18 protein-coding genes, 1 tRNA gene and 1 other RNA gene are annotated in these 18,951 nt (G+C 70.1%); 15 read left to right on the forward strand and 5 right to left on the reverse strand.

Annotated features, from left to right (window positions below):
• Positions 1 to 115: 115 nt before the first annotated feature.
• Both ACT3UF_RS18425 and ACT3UF_RS18430 read left to right on the forward strand, forming a co-directional pair.
• Entirely contained in the window at positions 116 to 535 is a 420-nt protein-coding gene (locus ACT3UF_RS18425) for a DUF3052 domain-containing protein (RefSeq protein WP_441442963.1), read from the forward strand.
• Positions 536 to 614: 79 nt separating this feature from the next.
• A tRNA-Val gene (locus ACT3UF_RS18430) sits at positions 615 to 688 on the forward strand.
• Between the two features lie 37 nt (positions 689 to 725).
• On the opposite strand, the gene ACT3UF_RS18435 is transcribed toward ACT3UF_RS18430, so the two are convergent.
• The gene (locus tag ACT3UF_RS18435) at positions 726 to 944 is read right to left on the reverse strand and encodes a hypothetical protein (protein WP_441442964.1); all 219 of its coding nucleotides are present in this window, start codon (positions 942 to 944) and stop codon (positions 726 to 728) included.
• Between the two features lie 188 nt (positions 945 to 1,132).
• On the opposite strand from ACT3UF_RS18435, the gene ACT3UF_RS18440 reads away from it, so the two are divergent.
• The 3 genes from ACT3UF_RS18440 to ACT3UF_RS18450 are packed head-to-tail and all read left to right on the forward strand — an operon-like array spanning position 1,133 to position 3,731.
• On the forward strand, positions 1,133 to 2,410 hold the full coding sequence (locus ACT3UF_RS18440) for an aminotransferase class V-fold PLP-dependent enzyme (RefSeq protein WP_442331688.1): 1,278 nt from the start codon (positions 1,133 to 1,135) through the stop codon (positions 2,408 to 2,410).
• Positions 2,407 to 2,862, forward strand: coding sequence for a Fe-S cluster assembly sulfur transfer protein SufU (gene sufU / locus ACT3UF_RS18445; protein WP_441442966.1), 456 nt, complete (start codon positions 2,407 to 2,409; stop codon positions 2,860 to 2,862). The genes ACT3UF_RS18440 and sufU overlap by 4 nt, the downstream gene beginning before the upstream one ends.
• A 32-nt stretch (positions 2,863 to 2,894) precedes the next feature.
• Entirely contained in the window at positions 2,895 to 3,731 is an 837-nt protein-coding gene (locus ACT3UF_RS18450; RefSeq protein ID WP_442331699.1) for a Nif3-like dinuclear metal center hexameric protein, read from the forward strand.
• A 2-nt stretch (positions 3,732 to 3,733) separates the two neighbouring features.
• Here the strand turns inward: ACT3UF_RS18450 and ACT3UF_RS18455 are convergent, their stop codons facing one another.
• Positions 3,734 to 4,510: a YaaA family protein gene (locus ACT3UF_RS18455; protein WP_441442968.1), complete on the reverse strand. Its 777-nt coding sequence runs from the start codon at positions 4,508 to 4,510 to the stop codon at positions 3,734 to 3,736.
• A 204-nt stretch (positions 4,511 to 4,714) separates the two neighbouring features.
• On the opposite strand from ACT3UF_RS18455, the gene rnpB reads away from it, so the two are divergent.
• Positions 4,715 to 5,077: RNase P RNA component class A (gene rnpB / locus ACT3UF_RS18460), an RNA gene on the forward strand.
• A gap of 74 nt (positions 5,078 to 5,151) precedes the next feature.
• Here the strand turns inward: rnpB and ppgK are convergent.
• On the reverse strand, positions 5,152 to 6,051 hold the full coding sequence (gene ppgK / locus ACT3UF_RS18465) for a polyphosphate--glucose phosphotransferase (RefSeq protein ID WP_441442969.1): 900 nt from the start codon (positions 6,049 to 6,051) through the stop codon (positions 5,152 to 5,154).
• 128 nt (positions 6,052 to 6,179) lie between these two features.
• Complete coding sequence (gene map / locus ACT3UF_RS18470; protein WP_441442970.1) at positions 6,180 to 7,067, reverse strand: type I methionyl aminopeptidase; 888 nt, start codon at positions 7,065 to 7,067, stop codon at positions 6,180 to 6,182.
• 37 nt (positions 7,068 to 7,104) lie between these two features.
• Here map and ACT3UF_RS18475 point away from each other — a divergent pair, with 37 nt between their 5' ends.
• The gene (locus ACT3UF_RS18475; protein WP_441442971.1) at positions 7,105 to 7,323 is read left to right on the forward strand and encodes an SPOR domain-containing protein; all 219 of its coding nucleotides are present in this window, start codon (positions 7,105 to 7,107) and stop codon (positions 7,321 to 7,323) included.
• Positions 7,324 to 7,333: 10 nt separating this feature from the next.
• Here the strand turns inward: ACT3UF_RS18475 and panB are convergent, their stop codons facing one another.
• Positions 7,334 to 8,152, reverse strand: a complete 819-nt coding sequence (gene panB, locus ACT3UF_RS18480; RefSeq protein ID WP_441442972.1) for a 3-methyl-2-oxobutanoate hydroxymethyltransferase — start codon at positions 8,150 to 8,152, stop codon at positions 7,334 to 7,336.
• Between the two features lie 168 nt (positions 8,153 to 8,320).
• Here panB and ACT3UF_RS18485 point away from each other — a divergent pair, with 168 nt between their 5' ends.
• The 8 genes from ACT3UF_RS18485 to ACT3UF_RS18520 all read left to right on the forward strand — a co-directional run bounded on the left by ACT3UF_RS18485 (position 8,321) and on the right by ACT3UF_RS18520 (position 18,870).
• Complete coding sequence (locus ACT3UF_RS18485; RefSeq protein WP_441442973.1) at positions 8,321 to 8,881, forward strand: hypothetical protein; 561 nt, start codon at positions 8,321 to 8,323, stop codon at positions 8,879 to 8,881.
• Between the two features lie 123 nt (positions 8,882 to 9,004).
• A complete protein-coding gene (locus ACT3UF_RS18490) occupies positions 9,005 to 9,655 on the forward strand; it encodes a hypothetical protein (protein WP_441442974.1) in 651 nt (216 codons plus the stop codon).
• Between the two features lie 96 nt (positions 9,656 to 9,751).
• Positions 9,752 to 11,089 carry a glutamine synthetase family protein gene (locus ACT3UF_RS18495; protein WP_441442975.1) on the forward strand — a complete coding sequence of 446 codons (1,338 nt, stop codon included), beginning with the start codon at positions 9,752 to 9,754 and terminating at the stop codon, positions 11,087 to 11,089.
• Between the two features lie 88 nt (positions 11,090 to 11,177).
• Complete coding sequence (locus ACT3UF_RS18500; protein WP_444501879.1) at positions 11,178 to 14,288, forward strand: bifunctional [glutamine synthetase] adenylyltransferase/[glutamine synthetase]-adenylyl-L-tyrosine phosphorylase; 3,111 nt, start codon at positions 11,178 to 11,180, stop codon at positions 14,286 to 14,288.
• Between the two features lie 138 nt (positions 14,289 to 14,426).
• Positions 14,427 to 15,344 carry a PD-(D/E)XK nuclease family protein gene (locus ACT3UF_RS18505; protein ID WP_442331685.1) on the forward strand — a complete coding sequence of 306 codons (918 nt, stop codon included), beginning with the start codon at positions 14,427 to 14,429 and terminating at the stop codon, positions 15,342 to 15,344.
• 168 nt (positions 15,345 to 15,512) lie between these two features.
• Complete coding sequence (locus ACT3UF_RS18510) at positions 15,513 to 16,175, forward strand: TetR family transcriptional regulator (RefSeq protein WP_444592119.1); 663 nt, start codon at positions 15,513 to 15,515, stop codon at positions 16,173 to 16,175.
• The gene (locus ACT3UF_RS18515) at positions 16,172 to 17,218 is read left to right on the forward strand and encodes an ABC transporter ATP-binding protein (protein ID WP_444501877.1); all 1,047 of its coding nucleotides are present in this window, start codon (positions 16,172 to 16,174) and stop codon (positions 17,216 to 17,218) included. Before ACT3UF_RS18510 ends, ACT3UF_RS18515 begins: the two co-directional genes overlap by 4 nt.
• Positions 17,215 to 18,870 (forward strand): ABC transporter permease, encoded by a 1,656-nt coding sequence (locus tag ACT3UF_RS18520; RefSeq protein ID WP_444501876.1) that lies wholly within the window; start codon positions 17,215 to 17,217, stop codon positions 18,868 to 18,870. The genes ACT3UF_RS18515 and ACT3UF_RS18520 overlap by 4 nt, the downstream gene beginning before the upstream one ends.
• Positions 18,871 to 18,951 lie beyond the last annotated feature (81 nt).

Genomic DNA, 18,951 nt, shown 5'->3' on the forward strand with positions numbered 1-18,951 from the left:
GAATGCATGTGAGGTGCGCGTGACATAGAATCAGGCCCGCGCAGCACGGCCTCGGGCCCTGCAGGCCCCCGTCGCTGCCGAGTTCGTCATACCCCCGCTCTGAAGGAGTCCTTTCTTGTCACCGTCGGCAGACGCCACTTCGTCCAGCTCCCTCGCCGAGGTGCTGAGCTTCACCACGGGCCAGATCGTGCAGGAGATCGGCTACGACGATGATGTCGATCTTGACCTGCGCGATGCGATCGAGGATCTCATCGGCGACGAGCTCGAGGATGAGGACACCCAGGAGATCGTGGACGCCGTGGTGCTGTGGTGGCGCGATGGCGACGGTGACCTCACCGACGCCATGGTGGACACCCTGCGGAACATCGAGCCCGGTGCGCCGGTGTGGATGCTGGTCCCCAAGGCAGGCCGCCCCGGTCACGTGATGCCGGGAGACATCCAGGAGAGTGCGAGCATCGCCGGGCTGCGGGTGATGAGCTCGGTGAGCCTCGCCGCGGACTGGAACGGCACCCGCCTGGCCAGCCGCCCCAGCTGAGCCGAGACGGAGAGATGCTCCCAGTGAGGAGCGTCATGTCGCCCGAGGAGTCGGGTGTCACGGGGGTCCGCCCCCGCCCGGGTCGTTAGCTCAGTTGGTCAGAGCGCCTGGTTTACACCCAGGAGGTCGGGGGTTCGAGCCCCTCACGACCCACCGGAACTTCCCTGGCTGCTTGTCGCCGCTGCAGCGCTCAGCGGGTGATCGTGTACAGCAGCACCAGCACCACGGGCACGGCGACGACCAGGCAGCCCCAGGTGATCGCGGTCTGTCGGTCCCGCATCTTCTCCTCATGGGTGCGCTCGGGGGCCTCTGGCCGTCCGGACTTCTCCCACTCTTCGCGGGCGCGCTGGCGCCGCACCAGGAGCTGTCCGACCAGGACGACCACCGAGACCAGAATTGCCACGGCCATGGCGAGCAGGATGAGATTCGTGATGGCGGTGCCTCCGGAAGGTCGCAGGGGTCAGGGACTGTGCACAGGGTCTCACGGCCCGGCCCGTCCACCTGGACGCTTCCTATACTGGCAGGGCAGCCATGACCGGCGTGCTCCGCAGCTCGCGGGGCCTCGGCCGGAGCCCCGTTGAAGGAGGAGCCGCGCAGGTGAGTGCACCCAGCAGAGAGTTCGACGTCGAGACGATTCGCGCAGACTTCCCGATCCTCACCCGGATGCTCGATCCGGACACCCCCCTGATCTACCTCGACGGCGGTGCCACCTCGCAGCGCCCCCAGCAGGTGATCGATGCCGAGGTCGCCTACCTCCTCAGCGACAACGCCGCGGTCAAGCGCGGCGCCCATCGGATGGCGGGCTTCGCAACCGACGCCTACGAGAATGCCCGCGAACGCATCGCGGACTTCCTCGGCGCCCCTTCTCCGGACGAGGTGGTGTTCACCAAGAACGCCACCGAGGCGCTGAACCTGGTCGCATACTCACTCGGCAACGGCGACGAGTCCACCCCGGCCCGGCTGCGGGTGCGCGAGGGGGACGAGATCCTGGTGACGGAGATGGAGCACCACGCGAACCTGGTGCCCTGGCAGGAGCTCGCCCGGCGCACCGGCGCGACTCTGCGCTGGATCCCGGTGACTGACGAGTTCACCCTCGACCTCACCGATCTCGACTCGCTGGTCACCGAGCGCACCAAGGTCATCGCCTTCACCCATCAGTCCAATGTGCTGGGCACCGTGAACCCGGTCGGCACGCTGGTCGAGGCCGCGCGCGCCGTCGGCGCCCTCACTGTGCTGGATGCCGCGCAGTCCGCGCCGCACATGCCCTTCGACGTCGCTGAGCTCGGGGTGGATTTCGTCGCCGCGTCCGGGCACAAGATGCTGGGCCCCACCGGGATCGGTGTGCTGTGGGGACGCTACGAGCTGCTCGCCGAGATGCCGCCCTTCCTCACCGGCGGTTCGATGATCGAGCTGGTCGATATGGAGCGCTCCACCTTCGCCGAGCCGCCCGCCCGTTTCGAGGCCGGCACCCCGCCGATCTCGCAGGCCGTGGGGCTCGCAGCGGCCTGCGACTATCTCGACGCTCTCGGGATGGAGCGGATCGCCGCCCATGAGCAGGCGCTCACCCAGCAGGCGCTGACCGGCCTCGCCGCGATCGACGGGGTGCGGATCATCGGCCCTGCGGCGTCCCCGTCACGCACGGGCGCGGTGGCCTTCGACGTCGCCGGCCGGCATCCCCATGACGTCGGCCAGGTGCTCGACTCGCTGGGCATCGAGGTGCGTGTGGGGCACCACTGCGCATGGCCCCTGCATCGCCGCTACGGCGTGCACGGCACCACTCGTGCCAGTTTCTCCGTCCACACCACCGCCGCCGAGGTCGACGCCTTCATCGCCGGCGTCGCCCACACCATCGACTTCTTCGGATCCCTCTCATGAGCAGCCAGCTGTCCGCCCTGTACACCGAGCTCGTGATCGAGCACGACAAGCGCCCCCTGCATGCCGGGCTGCGCGAGCCGTTCTCCACCGAGGTCCATCACGTGAACCCCACCTGCGGGGACGAGATCACCCTTCGTCTGCAGCTCGCCGACGGGGGTGAGCGGATCGAGGACATCTCCTATGACGCCGTCGGCTGCGCGATGAGCCGCGCCGCCGCCTCGATGATGGCGGACCTGCTGATCGGTCGCACCATCGAGGAGGTCGCCCCCGCGCAGGACCACTTCGAGGCGGCCATGCGCTCCCGGGGGCGGCTCGAGGGCGACGAGGACCTCATCGGCGACAGCATCGCGCTGCTCGGCGCGGCGAAGTTCCCTGCCCGCGTGAAGTGTGTGCTGATGCCCTGGAAGGCCTACCAGGCGGCACTGGTCGAAGCACAGATGCTGGGAGCGTGAGCGTCGTGGAGAGCCACCGGGTTGCCGGCAACATGACCGTCGGTTCCGTGATCGGCGCCCTCGAGGACGCCTACCCGCTCGCGTGGGCGGAGTCCTGGGACCGGGTGGGCCTGGTGCTGGGGGAGCGGGGCGCCGCCGTGCAGCGCGTGCTGCTGGCGGTGGATCCGACGGTCGCGGTGGCGCGCGAGGCGGTGGACCGAGGCGCAGAGCTCCTGGTCACCCACCATCCTCTGCTGCTGCGCGGCGCGAGCTTCCTCCCGGCCGACGACGGCAAGGGCGCCGTGGTCACCCACCTGCTGCGGCACGGCACCGCCCTGTGGTGCGGGCACACGAACGTGGACCGCTCCACCCGCGGCACCGTCGGAGCATGGATCTCGCAGCTCGGCCTGCAGGACGCCTCCGCGCTGATCCCGGGGGAGGTGCCCGCGGAGGCGGCGCACGGCTCCCACCGCTTCGGACTCGGCGCCGTGGGCACCCTCCCCGCGCCCACCACGGTGGGGGAGCTGACCTCCGCGATCGCAGGCCTCGTCCCCGCGACCGCCCGCGGAATCCTTCACACCGGTGACGCCGACCGTCCGGTGCGCCGCGTCGCCGTCTGCCCGGGGGCCGGGGACTCCTTCCTCGACGCCGCCGCCGGCGCCGAGGTCGATGTGTACATCACCTCGGACCTGCGCCACCATCCGGCGCTCGAGCATCTCGAATCGGCCGCTGATCCCGCGGTGGTGCCGGCCCTGATCGATGTGCCCCATGCCGCGAGCGAGGCGCTCTGGCTTCCGCTCGCGAAGGACCTGCTCGAGACCGCGGTGCCAGGCCTCGAGGTGCTCCTCAGCGAGCACACCACCGACCCCTGGGGCGGCCGCGCCGGCTGAGCTCAGGCCGCGCGATCCACCAGGACGAGGGTGTCGCCGTCGAGCTCGACCTGCAGGCCGGGCAACCCGGAGCTGACCGCGTCGACGGCCTCATCCGGCGTGGCCGGTGCGCGCTCCAGATCCATCAGCACCTGCGTGACCAGTCCGCGATATCGCTTCGCGTCGTGGGAGATCACCTTGCGCACACCAGCGCGCTCCTGCACGGGTGCCACGTCGAGCACCCGCACCCCGTCTCCGCTGCGCATCGGCATCATCGACCGGTACGAGCCCGAGCGGCAGTCGATCACCAGGGGAGAGCCGCTCTCGGCCTGCTCGGCTCGCAGCTGCGCGGCGAGAGGCCGCAGCTGCCGGGCCCACCACGTGCCCGCCTTGCCCAGCCGGGAGAGCGAGGACCCGGCGGAGAGCCGGTAGGCGGGGATGCGGTCATGAGCGGCGTCGACCAGCCCGAACAGGGCGCTCTGCACGAGCACCTGACGGTCCGCAGCAGGGGAGAGGCCCTCTGAGAGCTGGTCGTAGAGCACCCCTGAGTAGACCGTGAGCGGCCGGTCGACGGGTTCCTGCTCGAGATGGAGCATGCGCCCCACCAGCTCCGGTGCGGAGGCCGGGACGCCGAGGCGGAGCGCGGCATCAGCTCCCGCAGCCGTGCGCTGGGCAGCCCGCAGCATCGTCTGCCGCGCCTCGAACAGGGCCGGGCGCGAGAGCTCCTCGAGATCCAGCCGACCCGCGGTGATCTCCGGGGGGCGGGTCTTCGTCTCCGAGGGCGGCAGCAGGATCAGCATCCGACCATTCTGGTCCCGCCGCGCGCGCCCGCTGGTCAGGGCTCGGGGAGAGGTTCCGCACGTCGGCCCTGTCCAACCCGTGCTCCAGCCCGTGCTCCAGCTCGCGGTCGGTGCGGGTCTGTGCGGGTGAGAGCGGCGAGTGCGCGCGGTCAGTGCCCCTGCGAGTGCAGTCGAGACCGCTGCTGCCCGTAGACTGCAGCCGGACCAGTCGGCCGGGCAGCCGCGTCCTCGAGGCTCCGGCCTCGGGGCCGAGGAAAGTCCGGGCTCCATCCGGCACGGTGGTGGGTAACGCCCACCCGGAGTGATCCGCGGGACAGTGCCACAGAAAGCAGACCGCCGCCGCACCCCTCGGGGAGCGGCGGTAAGGGTGAAAGGGTGGTGTAAGAGACCACCGCGGCCTCGGTGACGAGGTCTGCACGGTAAACCCCACCGGGAGCAAGGTCAGACAGGGGATGTTCGAGGGCGCCGGCCCGAGTCCCTGGGTAGACCGCTGGAGGTCGTCGGCAACGGCGATCGTAGAGGGATGGCTGCCGATTACAGAACCCGGCTTATAGGCCGGCTGGTCCGCCCTTCGGGGCCCAGGCGCCGCGACCCTGAAGGGGCGCGGCGCGAGCCGTGTGCAGGGGGCAGAAGGCAGCGGCCTACTTCGCTGCCTCGCGCTTGACCTTCTCCTTCTCCCCCGCCTGCTGCTCGGACTTTTCCGCGGCCTTCTTCGCAGCCTTCTTGGCGGACTTCTCGTCTGACTTTCCGTCGGACGTCTTCCCAGCCTTCTTCGCGGCCTTCTTCAGTGACTTCTGCTCGTGGCGGGCGAGGGCTGCGGCGCCGACGATCCCGGCCTCGTTGCGCAGCTCCGCCGGCACGATCTCGGTCTTGAGATCCAGCAGCGGCAGGAACTTCTGATGCTTCTTGGACACACCGCCGCCGACGATGATCCGGGTGGGGCTGAAGAGGAACTCGACGTGCGAGAAGTACTCCTGGAGCCGGCCGGCCCAGGTCTCCCAGTCGAGGTCCTCCTTCTCACGGATGGAGCTGGCCATGTACTTCTCGGCGGAGTCCCCGTGCAGCAGCAGGTGGCCGAGCTCGGTGTTGGGCACGAGCCGCCCGTCCACGAAGGTCGCGCTGCCCACGCCGGTGCCCAGCGTGACCACCAGCACCACCCCCGAGGTGCCCTGGCCGGCGCCGAACGTCATCTCGGCGATCCCGGCGGCGTCGGCGTCGTTGACCACGAACACGTCGTGGCCGGTGCGTTCGGTGAGCAGCGCGTCCACGTCGGTCCCGATCCAGGACTTGTCCACGTTCGCGGCGGTCTGGGCCACCCCGGCCTGGATCACGGCAGGGAAGGTGACACCCACCGGCATATCGTCGTCGATGTCGAAGGAGGCGATCAGCTCTGCGACCGTGTCGGCGACGGCGTCGGGGGTGGAAGGCTGCGGGGTGGCGATCCGCACCCGCTCCGCGAGGAGCTCACCGGTGGCCAGATCCACCGGGGCGCCCTTGATGCCGCTGCCGCCGATGTCGATCCCGAAGGCCTTCTTGCTCATCGTGTCTCCTGGTTGCCGTGGGCGGGGCGCGAAGAGGCCCCGCGGATCTGTGCACCGGACGTGGCGGTGCTCACAACGGTTCAGAATACCCGGCGCAGCGGTGGCGGCGGCGCGCGGTCCGCGCCGCCTCAGACGACGGTCAGCAGCTCGGGCCCCTCGGCGGTGATCACCATCGTGTGCTCGAACTGCGCGGTGAAGGAGCGGTCCTTGGTCACGACGGTCCAGCCGTCGTCCCACTGCTCCCAGTCCTGCGAACCGATCGTCACCATCGGCTCGATCGTGAAGGTCATGCCCTCCTCGATGACGTCGTCGAACATCGGAGCGGAGTCGTAGTGGGGGATGATCAGCCCGTTGTGGAAGCCCTCGGCGACGCCGTGGCCGGTGTAGTCCTGCACGGACTCGTAGCCGTGGCGGGCCACGTACTTCTCGATCACGCGACCGATCACGTTCACCTCACGGCCGGGCTTGGCGACCTTGATGCCGCGCATCATCGTCTCGTGCGCGACGGTGATCAGATCCTGCGCGCGGGGGTGGATCTCGCCCACCGCGAACGTGGCGTTGCAGTCCCCATGCACTCCATGGATGAAGGCGGTGACGTCCACGTTGAGGATGTCCCCGGACTCCATCACGGTCGAGTCCGGGATGCCGTGGCAGATGACCTCGTTCAGGCTCGTGCAGCAGGACTTCTCGAAGCCCAGGTAGCCCAGCGTCGAGGGGTAGGCGCCGTGCTCGATCAGCACCTGGTGGACGACCTCGTCGATCCGGTCCGTGGTCACCCCCGGCTGAGCCGCCTCGCCAGCGGCCTGCAGGGCGAGAGCGGCGATGCGTGAGGCCTCGCGCACCCGCTCGATCACCTCAGGGGTCTGCACGCGGGGACCGCTGTCCGAGACCGCTTCGTCCTTGTCGACGTACTCGGGGCGCTCGATGCGCGCCGGCACGCTGCGACGGGGGCCGATGGTGCCGGGCACCAGCAGCGCGCGGCCTTCTGGACGGGTCCATTCCTGCTCTACAGTCATGTCCACCAGTCTCTCACCGACTTAGAAGGAGCCAGACGTGAGCGAGGGCACGCAGTTCTATTACAACCTCAGCACCGGGAACGTGGAGGAGGGGCAGCAGTCCCCCGGCACGGACCTGATGGGGCCGTACGCGACCCGACAGGAGGCGGAGCGGGCACTGCAGACCGCTGCCGCCCGCAATGAGAAGTGGGAGGAGGCCGACGAGAAGTGGGAGGACTACGGCACCCCGCCGGCGAAGCCCGACGGCGCGCGCTGAGCCTCCCGGCTCACTCGAAGGAGTGCTCAGGACCCGGGTAGCTGCGCTCCCGGACCTCGGCGCGGTACTGCTGCGCGGCCTGCTGGAGATCTCCGCGCAGATCCGCGAACGCCTTCACGAACTTGCCCTGGAAGCCGGAGAGCCCGGCCATGTCCTGCCAGACCAGCACCTGGCCGTCGCAGCTCGGCCCGGCGCCGATCCCGATGGTGGGAACGGAGACCGCCTCGGTCACGCGTGCGGCGAGCGCGGCGGGGACCAGCTCGAGCACGATGGCGGAGGCTCCTGCCTCCTCGAGGGCGAGGGCATCGGCGAGGAGCTTCTCGGCGCCGGCCTCGTCACGGCCCTGGACCCGGTGGCCCGAGAGCGAGTTCACCGACTGCGGGGTGAAGCCGAGATGGCCACACACCGGGATCCCGGCATCGACCAGCGCCCGGACCTGCGCGGTGACCTCCACCCCACCTTCTAGCTTGACCACCTCGGCGCCCGCGCGGATCAGCTCGACGCCATGGCGCAGCGCATCCGTCGGCCCGCTCTCATAGGTCCCGAAGGCGAGGTCCGCCATCACCAGCGGTCGGTGCACGCTGCGGGCCACCGCAGCGGTGAAGGTGAGCATGTCCTGATGGGTGGTCGCGGTGGTGGAGGAGTGGCCCAGCACCGTGCTGCCCACGGAATCCCCGATCAGCAGCACCTCGATGCCTGCCGCCTCGAAGATCTGAGCGGCGAACTGGTCATAGGCGGTGAGCATCGCGAAAGGCTGTCCCTGCGATTTGGCCAGCTGCAGATGACGCAGGCGGATCTTCGCCGGAGAGGCGGGGGACTCAGTGCTCACAAGGCGCTCCTGGGCAGTGAACGGGTGGGGAACTGCGCTCCAGCCTATCGCCGTCGGGGCCACCCCACAGCGCCTTCGCCCGGTCGCCGGTCTCCTGCCGCAGGAGGTCCCGGAGTGTGCCACTCTGGTGCCGACCCACTCATCGGTCGGCCAGGAGGAGAAGGCGACGTGAGATCGAGGAAGCAAGGCATCGGCCGCCGCATCGCCGCGGGCGCCGGGATGCTGGCGCTCGCGCTGGGCGCCGCGGCCTGCACCGGCGGTGAGGACGAACCGCCCGAGTCACCGCGGGCCAGCACCTCGCCGCAGGATGCACCCGGACCTGCGACCGCTGAGGAGAGCACCCCCGCTGCGAGCGACGGCGGGGGGCAGGTCGCCGGCAGCCCGTTCAGCGACGAGCAGCTCGAGGCCGCCTCGCAGCGATTCGTCGAGGGTCTGCAGCTGCTGGATGACCAGGACTGGGACGCGGCATGCGCCCTGGTGCTGGATCCCACCACCCGTACTGCCCCCGAGGGAGAGCGGCTCCAGGAATGCGCCGACGGGGTGGAACCCGCCCTCGCCTCCTACTCCGAGCTGCTGGTGCCGGGCCGGTTCGACGTGATCGACACCTCGATGGTGGAGGCTGTCGACAACGGTGACGGCACCGTCTCGCTGAGCCTGCTCGGGGAGCCGCTGGACATCCCGATGGTGCAGGGCGACGACCAGGAATGGTATTTCTCCCTCCCCTTCTGAGCCTGGTACGACGCCTCGAGAAGGTGCGCCATGGGGAGTTCTCCCCAACGACAGCGCGGCCGCTGCTGTGCCACGCTCAGCGGTGTCGGCATCCGCGTCGGCATCCAGAGGGAGGACAGCATCATGACGTCGATCATGCGCAGGACAGTTCGTGGGACCGCTGCAGGGCTGGGGGCCCTTGCCATCATCGTCGGGGCCGCTGCCTGCGGTGGCGGGGATGCCGAGACCACGGACCCCGCGGTCTCGGAGGAGGAGCCCGCCGAGGAGGAGGGCGAGCCCGCCGAGGAGGCCGACCCTGCCGAGACCGAGGAGGACGGCGGCGAAGCGAGCACCGACGAGGGCACGGACTCCGAGGGCGACGAGGCAGCTGCTGGCGAGGGTGACGACGCAGCTGCTGGCGAGGGCGACGACGCCACAGCCGGCGAGGCCCTCAGCGAAGAGGACCTCACCGCAGTGGGTGACCGCTATTTCGAGTTCCTGCAGGCCGCCGCCCAGAGCGATGGCACTGCGGCGTGCGCGTTGATCCTCAACCCGCTGACCGACGAACCGTTGGAGGGCACCGTGCTCGAGCAGTGCGCCATCGGCTTCGAGGGCGAGGCCGGGGCAGAAGGCGTCGATCCCTCCATGTTCGATGCGCTCGATCGCTCGATGTTCGAGGGCGTCGACAACGGAGACGGCACCGCCGGGGTCAGCGTGATGGGTCAGGATGGCGGGATGACATTCCTCAAGGCTGATGACGGCCAGTGGTACATCGACGGCAGCGACTACATCTGAGCGTCCCTCCCGTGAGATCGACGCCCCGGCATCCAGCATCCGGATGCCGGGGCGCTCTGTCATCTCCGGGTGGGGGGCCTGAGGCACACTGGTCGCATGGGACATCTCCACGATGACGTCATCCGCACCGTCTCCGATCAGGACGTGCGCTTCATCCGGCTGTGGTTCTGCGATATCGCGGGGACGCTGAAGTCCATCGCGATCTCCCCCTCGGATCTCGAGACCGCCTTCACCGAGGGCATCGGCATCGACGGCTCCACCATCGAGGGTCTGACCCGCAGCTTCGAGTCCGACATGCTCCTGCGCCCCGACCCCGGCACCTTCGAGCTGCTGTCCTGGCGGGGGGAGACCAACGCGACCGGTCGCATGATGTGCGACGTGCTCACCCCCGACGGGGAGCCGGCCGCCTCGGACCCGCGGCGGGTGCTGCGCCAGGCCCTGGGCCGTGCGGAGGAGAAGGGGCTGGAGTTCTTCACCCACCCCGAGATCGAGTTCTACCTCTTCGAGGAGCCCTATGCACAGGGAGAGGCGCTGCGCCCGATCGACAACGCCGGCTATTTCGACCATGTCCATCGAGGGCAGGGCCAGGATTTCCGGCGCACCGCGATCCAGCACCTGGAGGCGATGAACATCCAGGTCGAGTTCTCCCACCACGAGAACGGACCCGGTCAGAACGAGATCGATCTGCGCTACGCCGACGCGCTCACCACGGCGGACAACATCGTCACCCTCCGCACCGTGGTCAAGGAGGTCGCGCTGTCGATGGGCCAGGTCGCCACCTTCATGCCCAAGCCGATGATCGACCAGCCCGGCTCCGGCATGCACACCCACCTCTCGCTCTTCCAGGGCGGCAAGAACGCCTTCCACGAGCCGGGTGCCGAATACGGGCTCTCACGCACCGGTCGTCAGTTCATCGCCGGGCTGCTTCGCCACGCACCGGAGTACAGCGCGGTGACGAATCAATGGGTGAACTCCTACAAGCGCCTGTGGGGTGCGCAGGAGGCGCCGAGCTATGTGTGCTGGGGGCACAACAACCGCTCCGCCCTGGTGCGGGTGCCCTTCCACAAGCCCACCAAGGGCACCAGCTCCCGCGTGGAGTTCCGGGGACTGGACTCCTCGGCCAACCCCTATCTCGCCTTCTCGGTGCTGCTGGCCGCCGGGATGGCGGGCATCGAGGGGGAGTACGAGCTGCCCGAGGGGGCGGAGGACGCGGTCTGGGATCTCTCCGAGCGGGAACGGCGGGCCATGGGCATCGACCCCCTGCCCTCCGACCTCTTCCGTGCCCTGGAGGTGTTCGAGAGCTCCGAGCTGATGGCCAGCACGCTCGGCGAGCAGGTCTTCGAGTTCTTCCTGCGGGACAAGCGCCAGGAATGGCAGCGCTACCGCGAGCAGGTGACCGACTACGAGCTGCGGTCGACCTTCAGCCGGGTCTGAGGACACCGGCGCTGAAAACGCCGCGTCATTGGAAGTCGCGTGAGTGAGAGCCGCGTGAGTGTAGGCCGCGTCAGTGAAAGAAGAGCACGTGAGCAGCGAACCGTCGACCACCACCGGGGCCCTCGCGCGCCTCGGCTTCAGCAGCACCGACCGAGTGCGCCGCTTCCTCGCCGAACCGGCCCTGGCCGGACTCGGCGGCGACGCCGCCCGGGCCCTGGGCCGCACCGCCGACGGCGACGACGCGGTGCTGGGCCTGCTGCGACTGGCCGAAGCCGCGCAGGAGGCGGGGCAGCAGCCGCTGATGGAGGGGTTCCTCGGCGGCATCGGGACGGCGGGCACACCCGGGCATCGCCTCATCACCCTGCTGGGCACCTCTGTTGCTCTCGGAGACTTCCTGGCGCGCCATCCCGAGCATCTGAGCCTGCTGCGCGAGGGCGACGACGAGCTCACGATGACCGCGACCGAGATCCGGCGCACCCTGCTCGAGGCCGTCGGGGCAGATCCCGCGGCGGACGTCCCCGTCGCCGGTGACGGCGGCCGCGAGATGCGAGATGCCCTGCGCATCGCCTATCACGGCCGGCTCGCGCAGATCGCTGCCGCGGACGTCGGCGCGACGGACCCGACAGCGCTCCAACCCCGCGTCTCCGCCGCGATCAGCGACCTTGCCGATGCGGCGCTCGAGGCCGGCGCGGCGATCGCGCGGGCGACCATCGAAGGCCACGAGAAGGTGCGCTGGGCGGTGATCGCGCTCGGCAAGACCGGTGCCCGCGAGCTCAACTACATCTCCGACGTCGACGTCATGCATGTCGTCGCCCCCGCACAGCGCCCTGAGGACGGTGATGAGGGGGAGGGAGACGTCATCGCGATCGGCGCGGCCCTGGCCCGCGAGCTCGCCCGGGCCTGCTCCGAGCGCACCGGTGAGGGCTCGCTGTGGCAGGTCGATGCGAACCTCCGCCCCGAGGGGAAGGACGGACCCCTCGTGCGCACCGTCCCCTCCTACCGCCGCTATTACACCGAGTGGGCGAAGTCCTGGGAGTTCCAGGCGCTGCTGAAAGCACGCGCGGCCGCCGGGGACCACGCGCTCGGGCTCGAGTTCGAGGCGATGGTCGAGCCCTGGGTGTGGCAGGCCTCCACCCGGGACGGCTTCGTCGAGGATGCCCGCGCGATGCGACGGCGGGTGGTGGCCCACATCCCGCGCGCCGAGGTCGAGCGGAATCTCAAGCTCGGACCGGGCGGATTGCGGGATGTGGAGTTCACCGTGCAGCTGCTGCAGATGGTGCATGGCCGCGCCGACGAGGTGCTCCAGGGCCGCTCCACCCTCGATGCCCTCGCCCGGCTCGGAGAGGGCGGCTACATCTCGCGGGACCACGTCGCGGAGATGGACGAGGCCTACCGCTTCCTGCGCTGCGTCGAGCACCGCCTCCAGCTGCACCGCCTGCGCCGCACCCAGGTGCTGCCCACCGCAGCCTCCGATCTGCGCCGTCTCGCCCGCAGCCTGGGCCTGTCCACCGATGAGTTCCATCAGCGCTACCAGCACACACGGCGCCGGGTGCGGCAGCTGCACGAGGAGATCTTCTACCGGCCGCTGCTGCTGACCGCCTCGCAGCTCAGCGACGGGCAGATCCGACTGAGCCAGGAGGACGCCGCCGCCCGCCTCTCGGCGATCGGCTACCGCGACCCCTCCCGGGCGCTCGACCACATCTCCGCGCTCACCGAGGGCATCTCCCGCCGCGCGAAGATCCAGCGTCAGCTGCTGCCCGCCATGCTCGAATGGTTCGCTGACGGCGTCGACCCGGACCTCGGCCTGCTGGGCTTCCGCCGGCTCTCGGACACGATCGGCTCCGCACATTGGTACCTGGGCCTGCTGCGCGACTCCGGCCTCGCCGCCAAACGACTCACCCGGGTGCTCGCCTCCGGCCGCTACGTCGGCGAGCAGCTCGAGCGGATCCCCGAAGGGGTCCGCTGGCTCGCCCGCGACGAACAGCTGCGCCCCCTCGCCCGCGACGTGCTGGGGCGGGAGTTCCTCGCCGTCATCTCCCGGGTCGATGACGCGGAGGTGGCCCGTGATGTGCTGCGCCGCACCCGCAACCGCGAACTGCTGCGCATCGCCCTCGCCCACCTCACCGGCGTGGCGAGCCCGGCCGTGGTCGCTCGGGCCCTGACCGACCTCGCCGAGGCGGTGCTCGAGGCCGGAATGCTGGTCGCCCTGCACGTCGTGGCCCGGCACCGGGAGGTGGTGGGGGAGGACGCCGAGACCCTCGACAGCGAGCCGGAGGTGGATGTCGAGACCGCACTGCGCCTGCGCGAGAAGCGCTCCGACCCGGCACGGGCGCTGGGGATCGAGATGGCGATCATCGCAATGGGCAGCTTCGGAGCCCGCGAGATGGGGTACTCCTCCGACGCCGATGTCCAGTTCGTCGTGATCGACCGCGGCGCCGGCAAGTCTGCGGTCGAGATCGCCGGTGCGGTCGCCGCCCAGATCCAGAAGATCCTCAACGCCCCGACCGCACGCTCAGACATGCGGGTCAGCGCGGACCTCCGCCCCGAGGGGAAGGTGGGTCCGCTCGCCCGCAGCCTCGACTCCTGGAGCGACTACTACCGCCGCGACGCGGAGACCTGGGAGAAGCAGGCCCTGCTGCGGGCACGGCCCGTGGTCGCCTCCGAAGCGGTCGCCGAGCAGCTGCGCGAGGAGATGGACCGCTACCGCTATCCCGAGGGCGGGCTGCCGGAGTCGGCCCGCCGTGAGATCACCCGGATGAAGGCGCGGGTGGAGTCCGAGCGGCTGCCCCGCAACACGGATCCCTCTCTCCATGTGAAGCTCGGCCGGGGCGGGATGACGGACGTGGAATGGTCCGCCCAGATCCTGGCGCTTGAGCACGGCCACGAGGTCGAGGGGCTGCGCACGCCCCGCACCCTCGACCAGCTCACGGCCGCCGCGGAAGCGGGCCTGCTCACCGCCCGCGAGGCCCAGGAGCTCACCGATGCCTGGACCCTGGCCTGGCAGATCCGGCGCGGACTGTTCCTGTGGAAGGGCCGCGAGGGGGATGTGCTGCCCACTGACCGTCACGACCTGCGCGCCCTGGCGCTGTTGATCGATGGCGAGGATGGTTCCGCCTCCGAGCTCGAAGAGCGCTACTTCCGCCTGACCCGTCGGGCCAGGATCATCGCCGAGCGGCTCATCTTCGGTGAGGAGGAATGAGCGGCTCGCGTGTGATCCGGGGAGCGGCCCGGCGCGTCCGCGCACCGGCTGGGCTCACCTGTGCGCGCCGCGGCGTACGGTGGGCGTCGTCCATCATCCTCGTCGCCCTGGCGACGCCAGTTCCCCTCCTGAGGACTCATGACCACGCCCTCTCTCAGCGCTGACACCCCGCGCGGCCGCATGTACCGACTCGAGCCCGACGGGCCGCTCATGTACCCCTCGATCACCACGGTCGCGGGAGCGCGTGCGAAGGACTTCCTGCAGGGCTGGTACGCGACGATGGCCTCCAAGCGGGCGCTGGACATGTATGCCTGGCTGGACCGGAACCCGCAGCGTGCCTCCGCAGAGATCTCCCGGGTGACCCGTGACCGCTGGGGAACGCAGAAGCGCATCGCGGCGGCCGCCCCGGAGTACACCCGCTCCGCCGCAGACTTCGGCACCCTCGTGCACACCGCCTGCGAGGACTGGAGCACCAGCGGCGCCCGTCCCGATGCCGCCCACCTCGGAGCGCTCATCGACCAGATGCGCACCGCGCACGGCAGCTTCGCCGACGAGAAGGATCCCCGGGCCCTCATCTCCCGCGCCGAGGTGCGCCTGGACGGCTATGGCCGCTTCCTCGAGGACTATCAGCCCGAGTTCCTCGAGATCGAGCAGACCGTCGTGAACCACACCGTGGGCTACGCCGGCACCACCGATGCGATCGTGAAGATCGGCAACACCGTGCTCAGCGCAGACATCAAGACCTCGAAGAAGGTGCGCGGAGACTACGCCCTGCAGGGGGTCGCCGTGTGCCGCGCCGAGCTGCTGCTGGACGACGACGGCACCACGCGCGAGATGCCCGAGCTGACCGGCGCGTTCATCATCCACCTGCCCGAAGCCGGTGGCTACAAGGCGGTGCCGCTGCGCACCGGGGACGCCGAGTTCGAGGTGTTCCGCTCCCTGCGCGCGGCCTGGTCCTTCGAGCCCGACGAGTGTGCGCTCGAGCCGGCCGACGGGCCCAAGGATCTGCTGCTCTCGCTGCTGCGCAGCAAGGGCGGGCTCGACACTCTGGGCTGACGCCCTGCGGGAGGCCCTCCCTGCCCGTTCCCCGCACCAGTCCGCGGCGAGCACGCTACGGACGTTCTGTGATTTTCCCTTGCCCTACATTGAACACGCGTATAGGGTGTTGAACGTCAGTTCAATGGAGCCTCTGTTCGAGGCTCGAAGCGAGCCGAGGGAGCGCCCATGGAACCCACCCCACCTGCCGAGGAGCGCATCCTTCGCGCCGCTCTGCAGCGCTTCGCCGTCGACGGGCTCAGCGCGCCACTGCGTGCCGTCGCCCAGGACGCCGGGGTCAGCGCGGGTCTGATCATCCACCACTACGGCTCTCGTGAGCGCCTCCTCGAGGCGTGCGACCGACAGGCGCTCGAGGTGACCCACGAGAACAAGCTCGACGCCTTCACCGGCGGCTCCGGGGTGATGCTCGCCCAGCTCGCCGAGACCGAACGCTACGCCCCGGTGGTCGGCTACGTGCTGCGCCGGCTCCAGGCCGGCGGACCCCTGGCACAGCAGCTGGTCGCGGACTTCGTCGTCGACGCCACCGACTATTTCGAGCAGGGCGTGCACGCCGGGCTGATCAGCCCCAGCCGCGATCCTGTGGCGCGCGCCCGCGTGCTCACGGAGATGGCACTCGGCGCACTGCTGCTCCAGCTGCCCGCCCAGCGGGACCATCTCGATCTCGCCGACCTCCCCACCTGGCTGCGCAGCTACACCGACTCGCTGATGCTCCCGATGCTCGAGCTCTTCACGACGCCCCTGCTGCAGGACAGCTCGCTGCTGGATGCCTATCGCACTGCCGCAGCGAGCGGCGACCACACCCCGACAACCACCGAAGGGAACACCTCATGAACACTGCCCATGCCCCCGACCCCGACCCCGCCGCCGGCCGCACCGGCTCAGCTCCGGCGACTACCGATGCCCCGCCGACCACCGATGCTCCGGCCCCCACCGATGCGCCGCCGACCACCGATGCCGCCGTCGTGGTCCGAGGTCTCACCAAGACCTTCGGCACCACCCGAGCCCTGGACGGTTTCGACCTCACCGTGCCCCGCGGCCAGGTCACCGGTTTCCTCGGACCCAACGGCGCCGGGAAGTCCACCGCCATCCGCGTCCTGCTCGGACTGCTGCGGGCCAGCTCGGGCACCGCCGAGGTGCTCGGCATGAATCCGTGGTCCCACGCCGTGCAGATTCATCACCGACTCGCCTACGTGCCGGGAGATACGAACCTCTGGCCGAACCTCACCGGGGGAGAGGCGATCGACGTGCTCACCCGCGGCGAGAAGGGCGCCGCCCACCAGCGTCGCCGGAGCGAGCTCATCGAGCGCTTCGAGCTCGATCCCACCAAACGCTCCCGCACCTACTCCAAGGGCAACCGGCAGAAGGTCTCCCTGGTCGCAGCGCTGTCTCGGGACGTGGACCTGTACATCATGGACGAGCCCACCTCGGGCCTGGACCCCCTGATGGAGGCGATCTTCACCGACGAGGTCGCCCGCCTGCGGGCCGATGGCCGCACCGTGCTGCTGTCCAGCCACATCCTCGCCGAGGTCGAGAAGCTCTGCGACACGGTGACGATCATCCGCGCCGGCAAGGACGTCGAATCCGGGACCCTCGCCCAGCTGCGGCACCTGACCCGCTCGACCGTCGCGGCCACCTCGAGCGCGGATCCCGCCCGACTCACCGCCCTGGACGGCGTCCACGACCTCGTGGTCGACGGCGATCGGCTCCGCTTCGACGTCGACGACGCCGCTATGCACGACGTCCTGCCGGCGCTGACCCGGATGGACGTCACCGCGCTGACGATCACCCCGCCCTCGCTCGAGGACCTCTTCCTTCGCCACTACGGAGATGACCTCACTGCAGGGCCCCGCGGAACCGGGACGGAGGAGTCATGAGCGCCGTGACCGGCACGCCCGCACTGCACACGCATCGGGCCCCACCGGTGGCGGGATCGCCGCTGACGGGTCTGGGCTCCCTGGTGCGGCTCTACGGGCGGATCTCACGCCGCGCGATCATCGTCTGGACGCTCGCCCTGCTCGTCCTCGTGCCCGCCTCGATCTACGCGATGCAGGAGGCCTACCCCGATCAAGGGGCGCTCGATGCGCGGGCGATGCTGCTGGACAACCCGTCGGCCGTCATGATGACCGGGCCGTTCTTCGCCACCGAGCAGTACACCTTCTGGGCGATGGTGGCCAATGAGCTCTTCCTCTACATCCTGATACCGGCCGCGATCATGAGCGTGCTGCTGACCGTGCGCCACACCCGCGCAGAGGAGGAGGCCGGGCGCCTGGAGATGATCCGGGCGCTGCCCACCGGCAGGCTCGCCCCCGCCGTGGCCGCGCTCCTCATCGTCACCGCCGCGAACCTCGCACTCGGCGCGGCCATCACCATCGGCACCCTTGCCATGGGCGGAGAGGTCGCGGGGTCTGTTGCGCTCGGCCTCGCGACAGCGCTGACCGGGATGGTCTTCGCCGCGATCACAGCTGTCGCCGCGCAGGTCACCGAGCATGCCGGCACCGCCTCCGGGATGGCGCTCGGGCTGCTGGCCCTCGCGTTCATGGTGCGCGGCATCGGCGACGTGATCGACCGGCAGGGCTCCTGGCTCTCCTGGCTCTCGCCGCTGACCTGGGCTCAGCAGACCCGCGTCTTCGTGGATCTGCGCTGGTGGCCGCTGCTGGTCTCCCTCGCGGCGGTGATCGCCCTGCTGGTGCTCGCCGGGGCGCTGTCCCGCCGCCGTGATGTGGGCGCCGGGCTGCGAGCTGCCTCGGGCGGGCCGCGCCGCGCGTCATCCGCACTGCTGGCTCCCGGCGGTCTCGCCCGGCGTCTGGTGAGCGGGTCGATGCTCGCCTGGGGCATCGGACTGTTCCTGTTCTCCCTCGCCTTCGGCTCCCTCGCCTCCTCGCTCACGGACCTCGTCGAGGAGATGCCGACGATCCAGGAGTTCGCTCCCATCTCGCTGGATGACCTCACCGGCTCGTTCTCCGCCTTCGTGCTGATGATGCTCGCGATCGGGCCCGCCGCCCTCATCGTCTCCGGGGTGCTGCGGATGCGCACCGAGGAGGTCGCCGGCCGTCTGGCCGGGGTGCTGGTGGCGGGGACCTCCCGCGTGCGCCTGGCCGTGATGTGGTTCCTGGTCGTGCTGGTCGAGGTCGCGCTGATGCAGGTGCTGCTCGGCGTCGGGGTGGGGATCGGCGTGTGGGCCGCGACCGATGACATCTCCTGGATCGGGGACATGACCTTCGCCGCTCTTGCGTACCTGCCCGCGATCGCGCTCTACGGTGCCTTCGCCCTCGCCTCTTACGGACTGCATCTGCGCGCCACGGGCCTCGCCTGGCTGCTGGTCGTCTTCACCGCGCTGGTCACCTTCCTCGGCGACATGCTGGGACTGCCCGACGGGGTGAAGGACCTCTCCCCGCTGAGCCACGTCCCGCTGCTGCCGTCGGCGGAGTTCGAGAGCCTGCCGCTGCTGGTGATGGGCGGACTGGCAGCTGTGCTCGTGGTGGCGGGGCTGCTGCTCCTGCGGCGACGGGATCTCGCAGCGGGCTAGCGGCGCTCGCGCGCGGGGAGGAGACTGCCCGGACGCAGGCACGTGACCCCGCGGGACGAATACTCCGCGGCCGACGAGAGG

This window comes from Brachybacterium sp. AOP24-D1-21, assembly GCF_052378665.1.
GTDB lineage: Bacteria > Actinomycetota > Actinomycetes > Actinomycetales > Dermabacteraceae > Brachybacterium.

What these genes read in the sequence shown, in the direction of transcription:
- ACT3UF_RS18450 (WP_442331699.1), top strand. Translation starts at nt 2,895, where the DNA reads ATGACCGTCGGTTCCGTGATCGGCGCCCTCGAGGACGCCTACCCGCTC.
- ACT3UF_RS18515 (WP_444501877.1), top strand. Translation starts at nt 16,172, where the DNA reads ATGAACACTGCCCATGCCCCCGACCCCGACCCCGCCGCCGGCCGCACC.
- ACT3UF_RS18495 (WP_441442975.1), top strand. Translation starts at nt 9,752, where the DNA reads ATGGGACATCTCCACGATGACGTCATCCGCACCGTCTCCGATCAGGAC.
- ACT3UF_RS18520 (WP_444501876.1), top strand. Translation starts at nt 17,215, where the DNA reads ATGAGCGCCGTGACCGGCACGCCCGCACTGCACACGCATCGGGCCCCA.
- ppgK (WP_441442969.1), bottom strand. Translation starts at nt 6,051, where the DNA reads ATGAGCAAGAAGGCCTTCGGGATCGACATCGGCGGCAGCGGCATCAAG.
- sufU (WP_441442966.1), top strand. Translation starts at nt 2,407, where the DNA reads ATGAGCAGCCAGCTGTCCGCCCTGTACACCGAGCTCGTGATCGAGCAC.
- ACT3UF_RS18505 (WP_442331685.1), top strand. Translation starts at nt 14,427, where the DNA reads ATGACCACGCCCTCTCTCAGCGCTGACACCCCGCGCGGCCGCATGTAC.
- ACT3UF_RS18455 (WP_441442968.1), bottom strand. Translation starts at nt 4,510, where the DNA reads ATGCTGATCCTGCTGCCGCCCTCGGAGACGAAGACCCGCCCCCCGGAG.
- ACT3UF_RS18490 (WP_441442974.1), top strand. Translation starts at nt 9,005, where the DNA reads ATGACGTCGATCATGCGCAGGACAGTTCGTGGGACCGCTGCAGGGCTG.
- ACT3UF_RS18435 (WP_441442964.1), bottom strand. Translation starts at nt 944, where the DNA reads ATGGCCGTGGCAATTCTGGTCTCGGTGGTCGTCCTGGTCGGACAGCTC.
- map (WP_441442970.1), bottom strand. Translation starts at nt 7,067, where the DNA reads ATGACTGTAGAGCAGGAATGGACCCGTCCAGAAGGCCGCGCGCTGCTG.
- ACT3UF_RS18510 (WP_444592119.1), top strand. Translation starts at nt 15,513, where the DNA reads ATGGAACCCACCCCACCTGCCGAGGAGCGCATCCTTCGCGCCGCTCTG.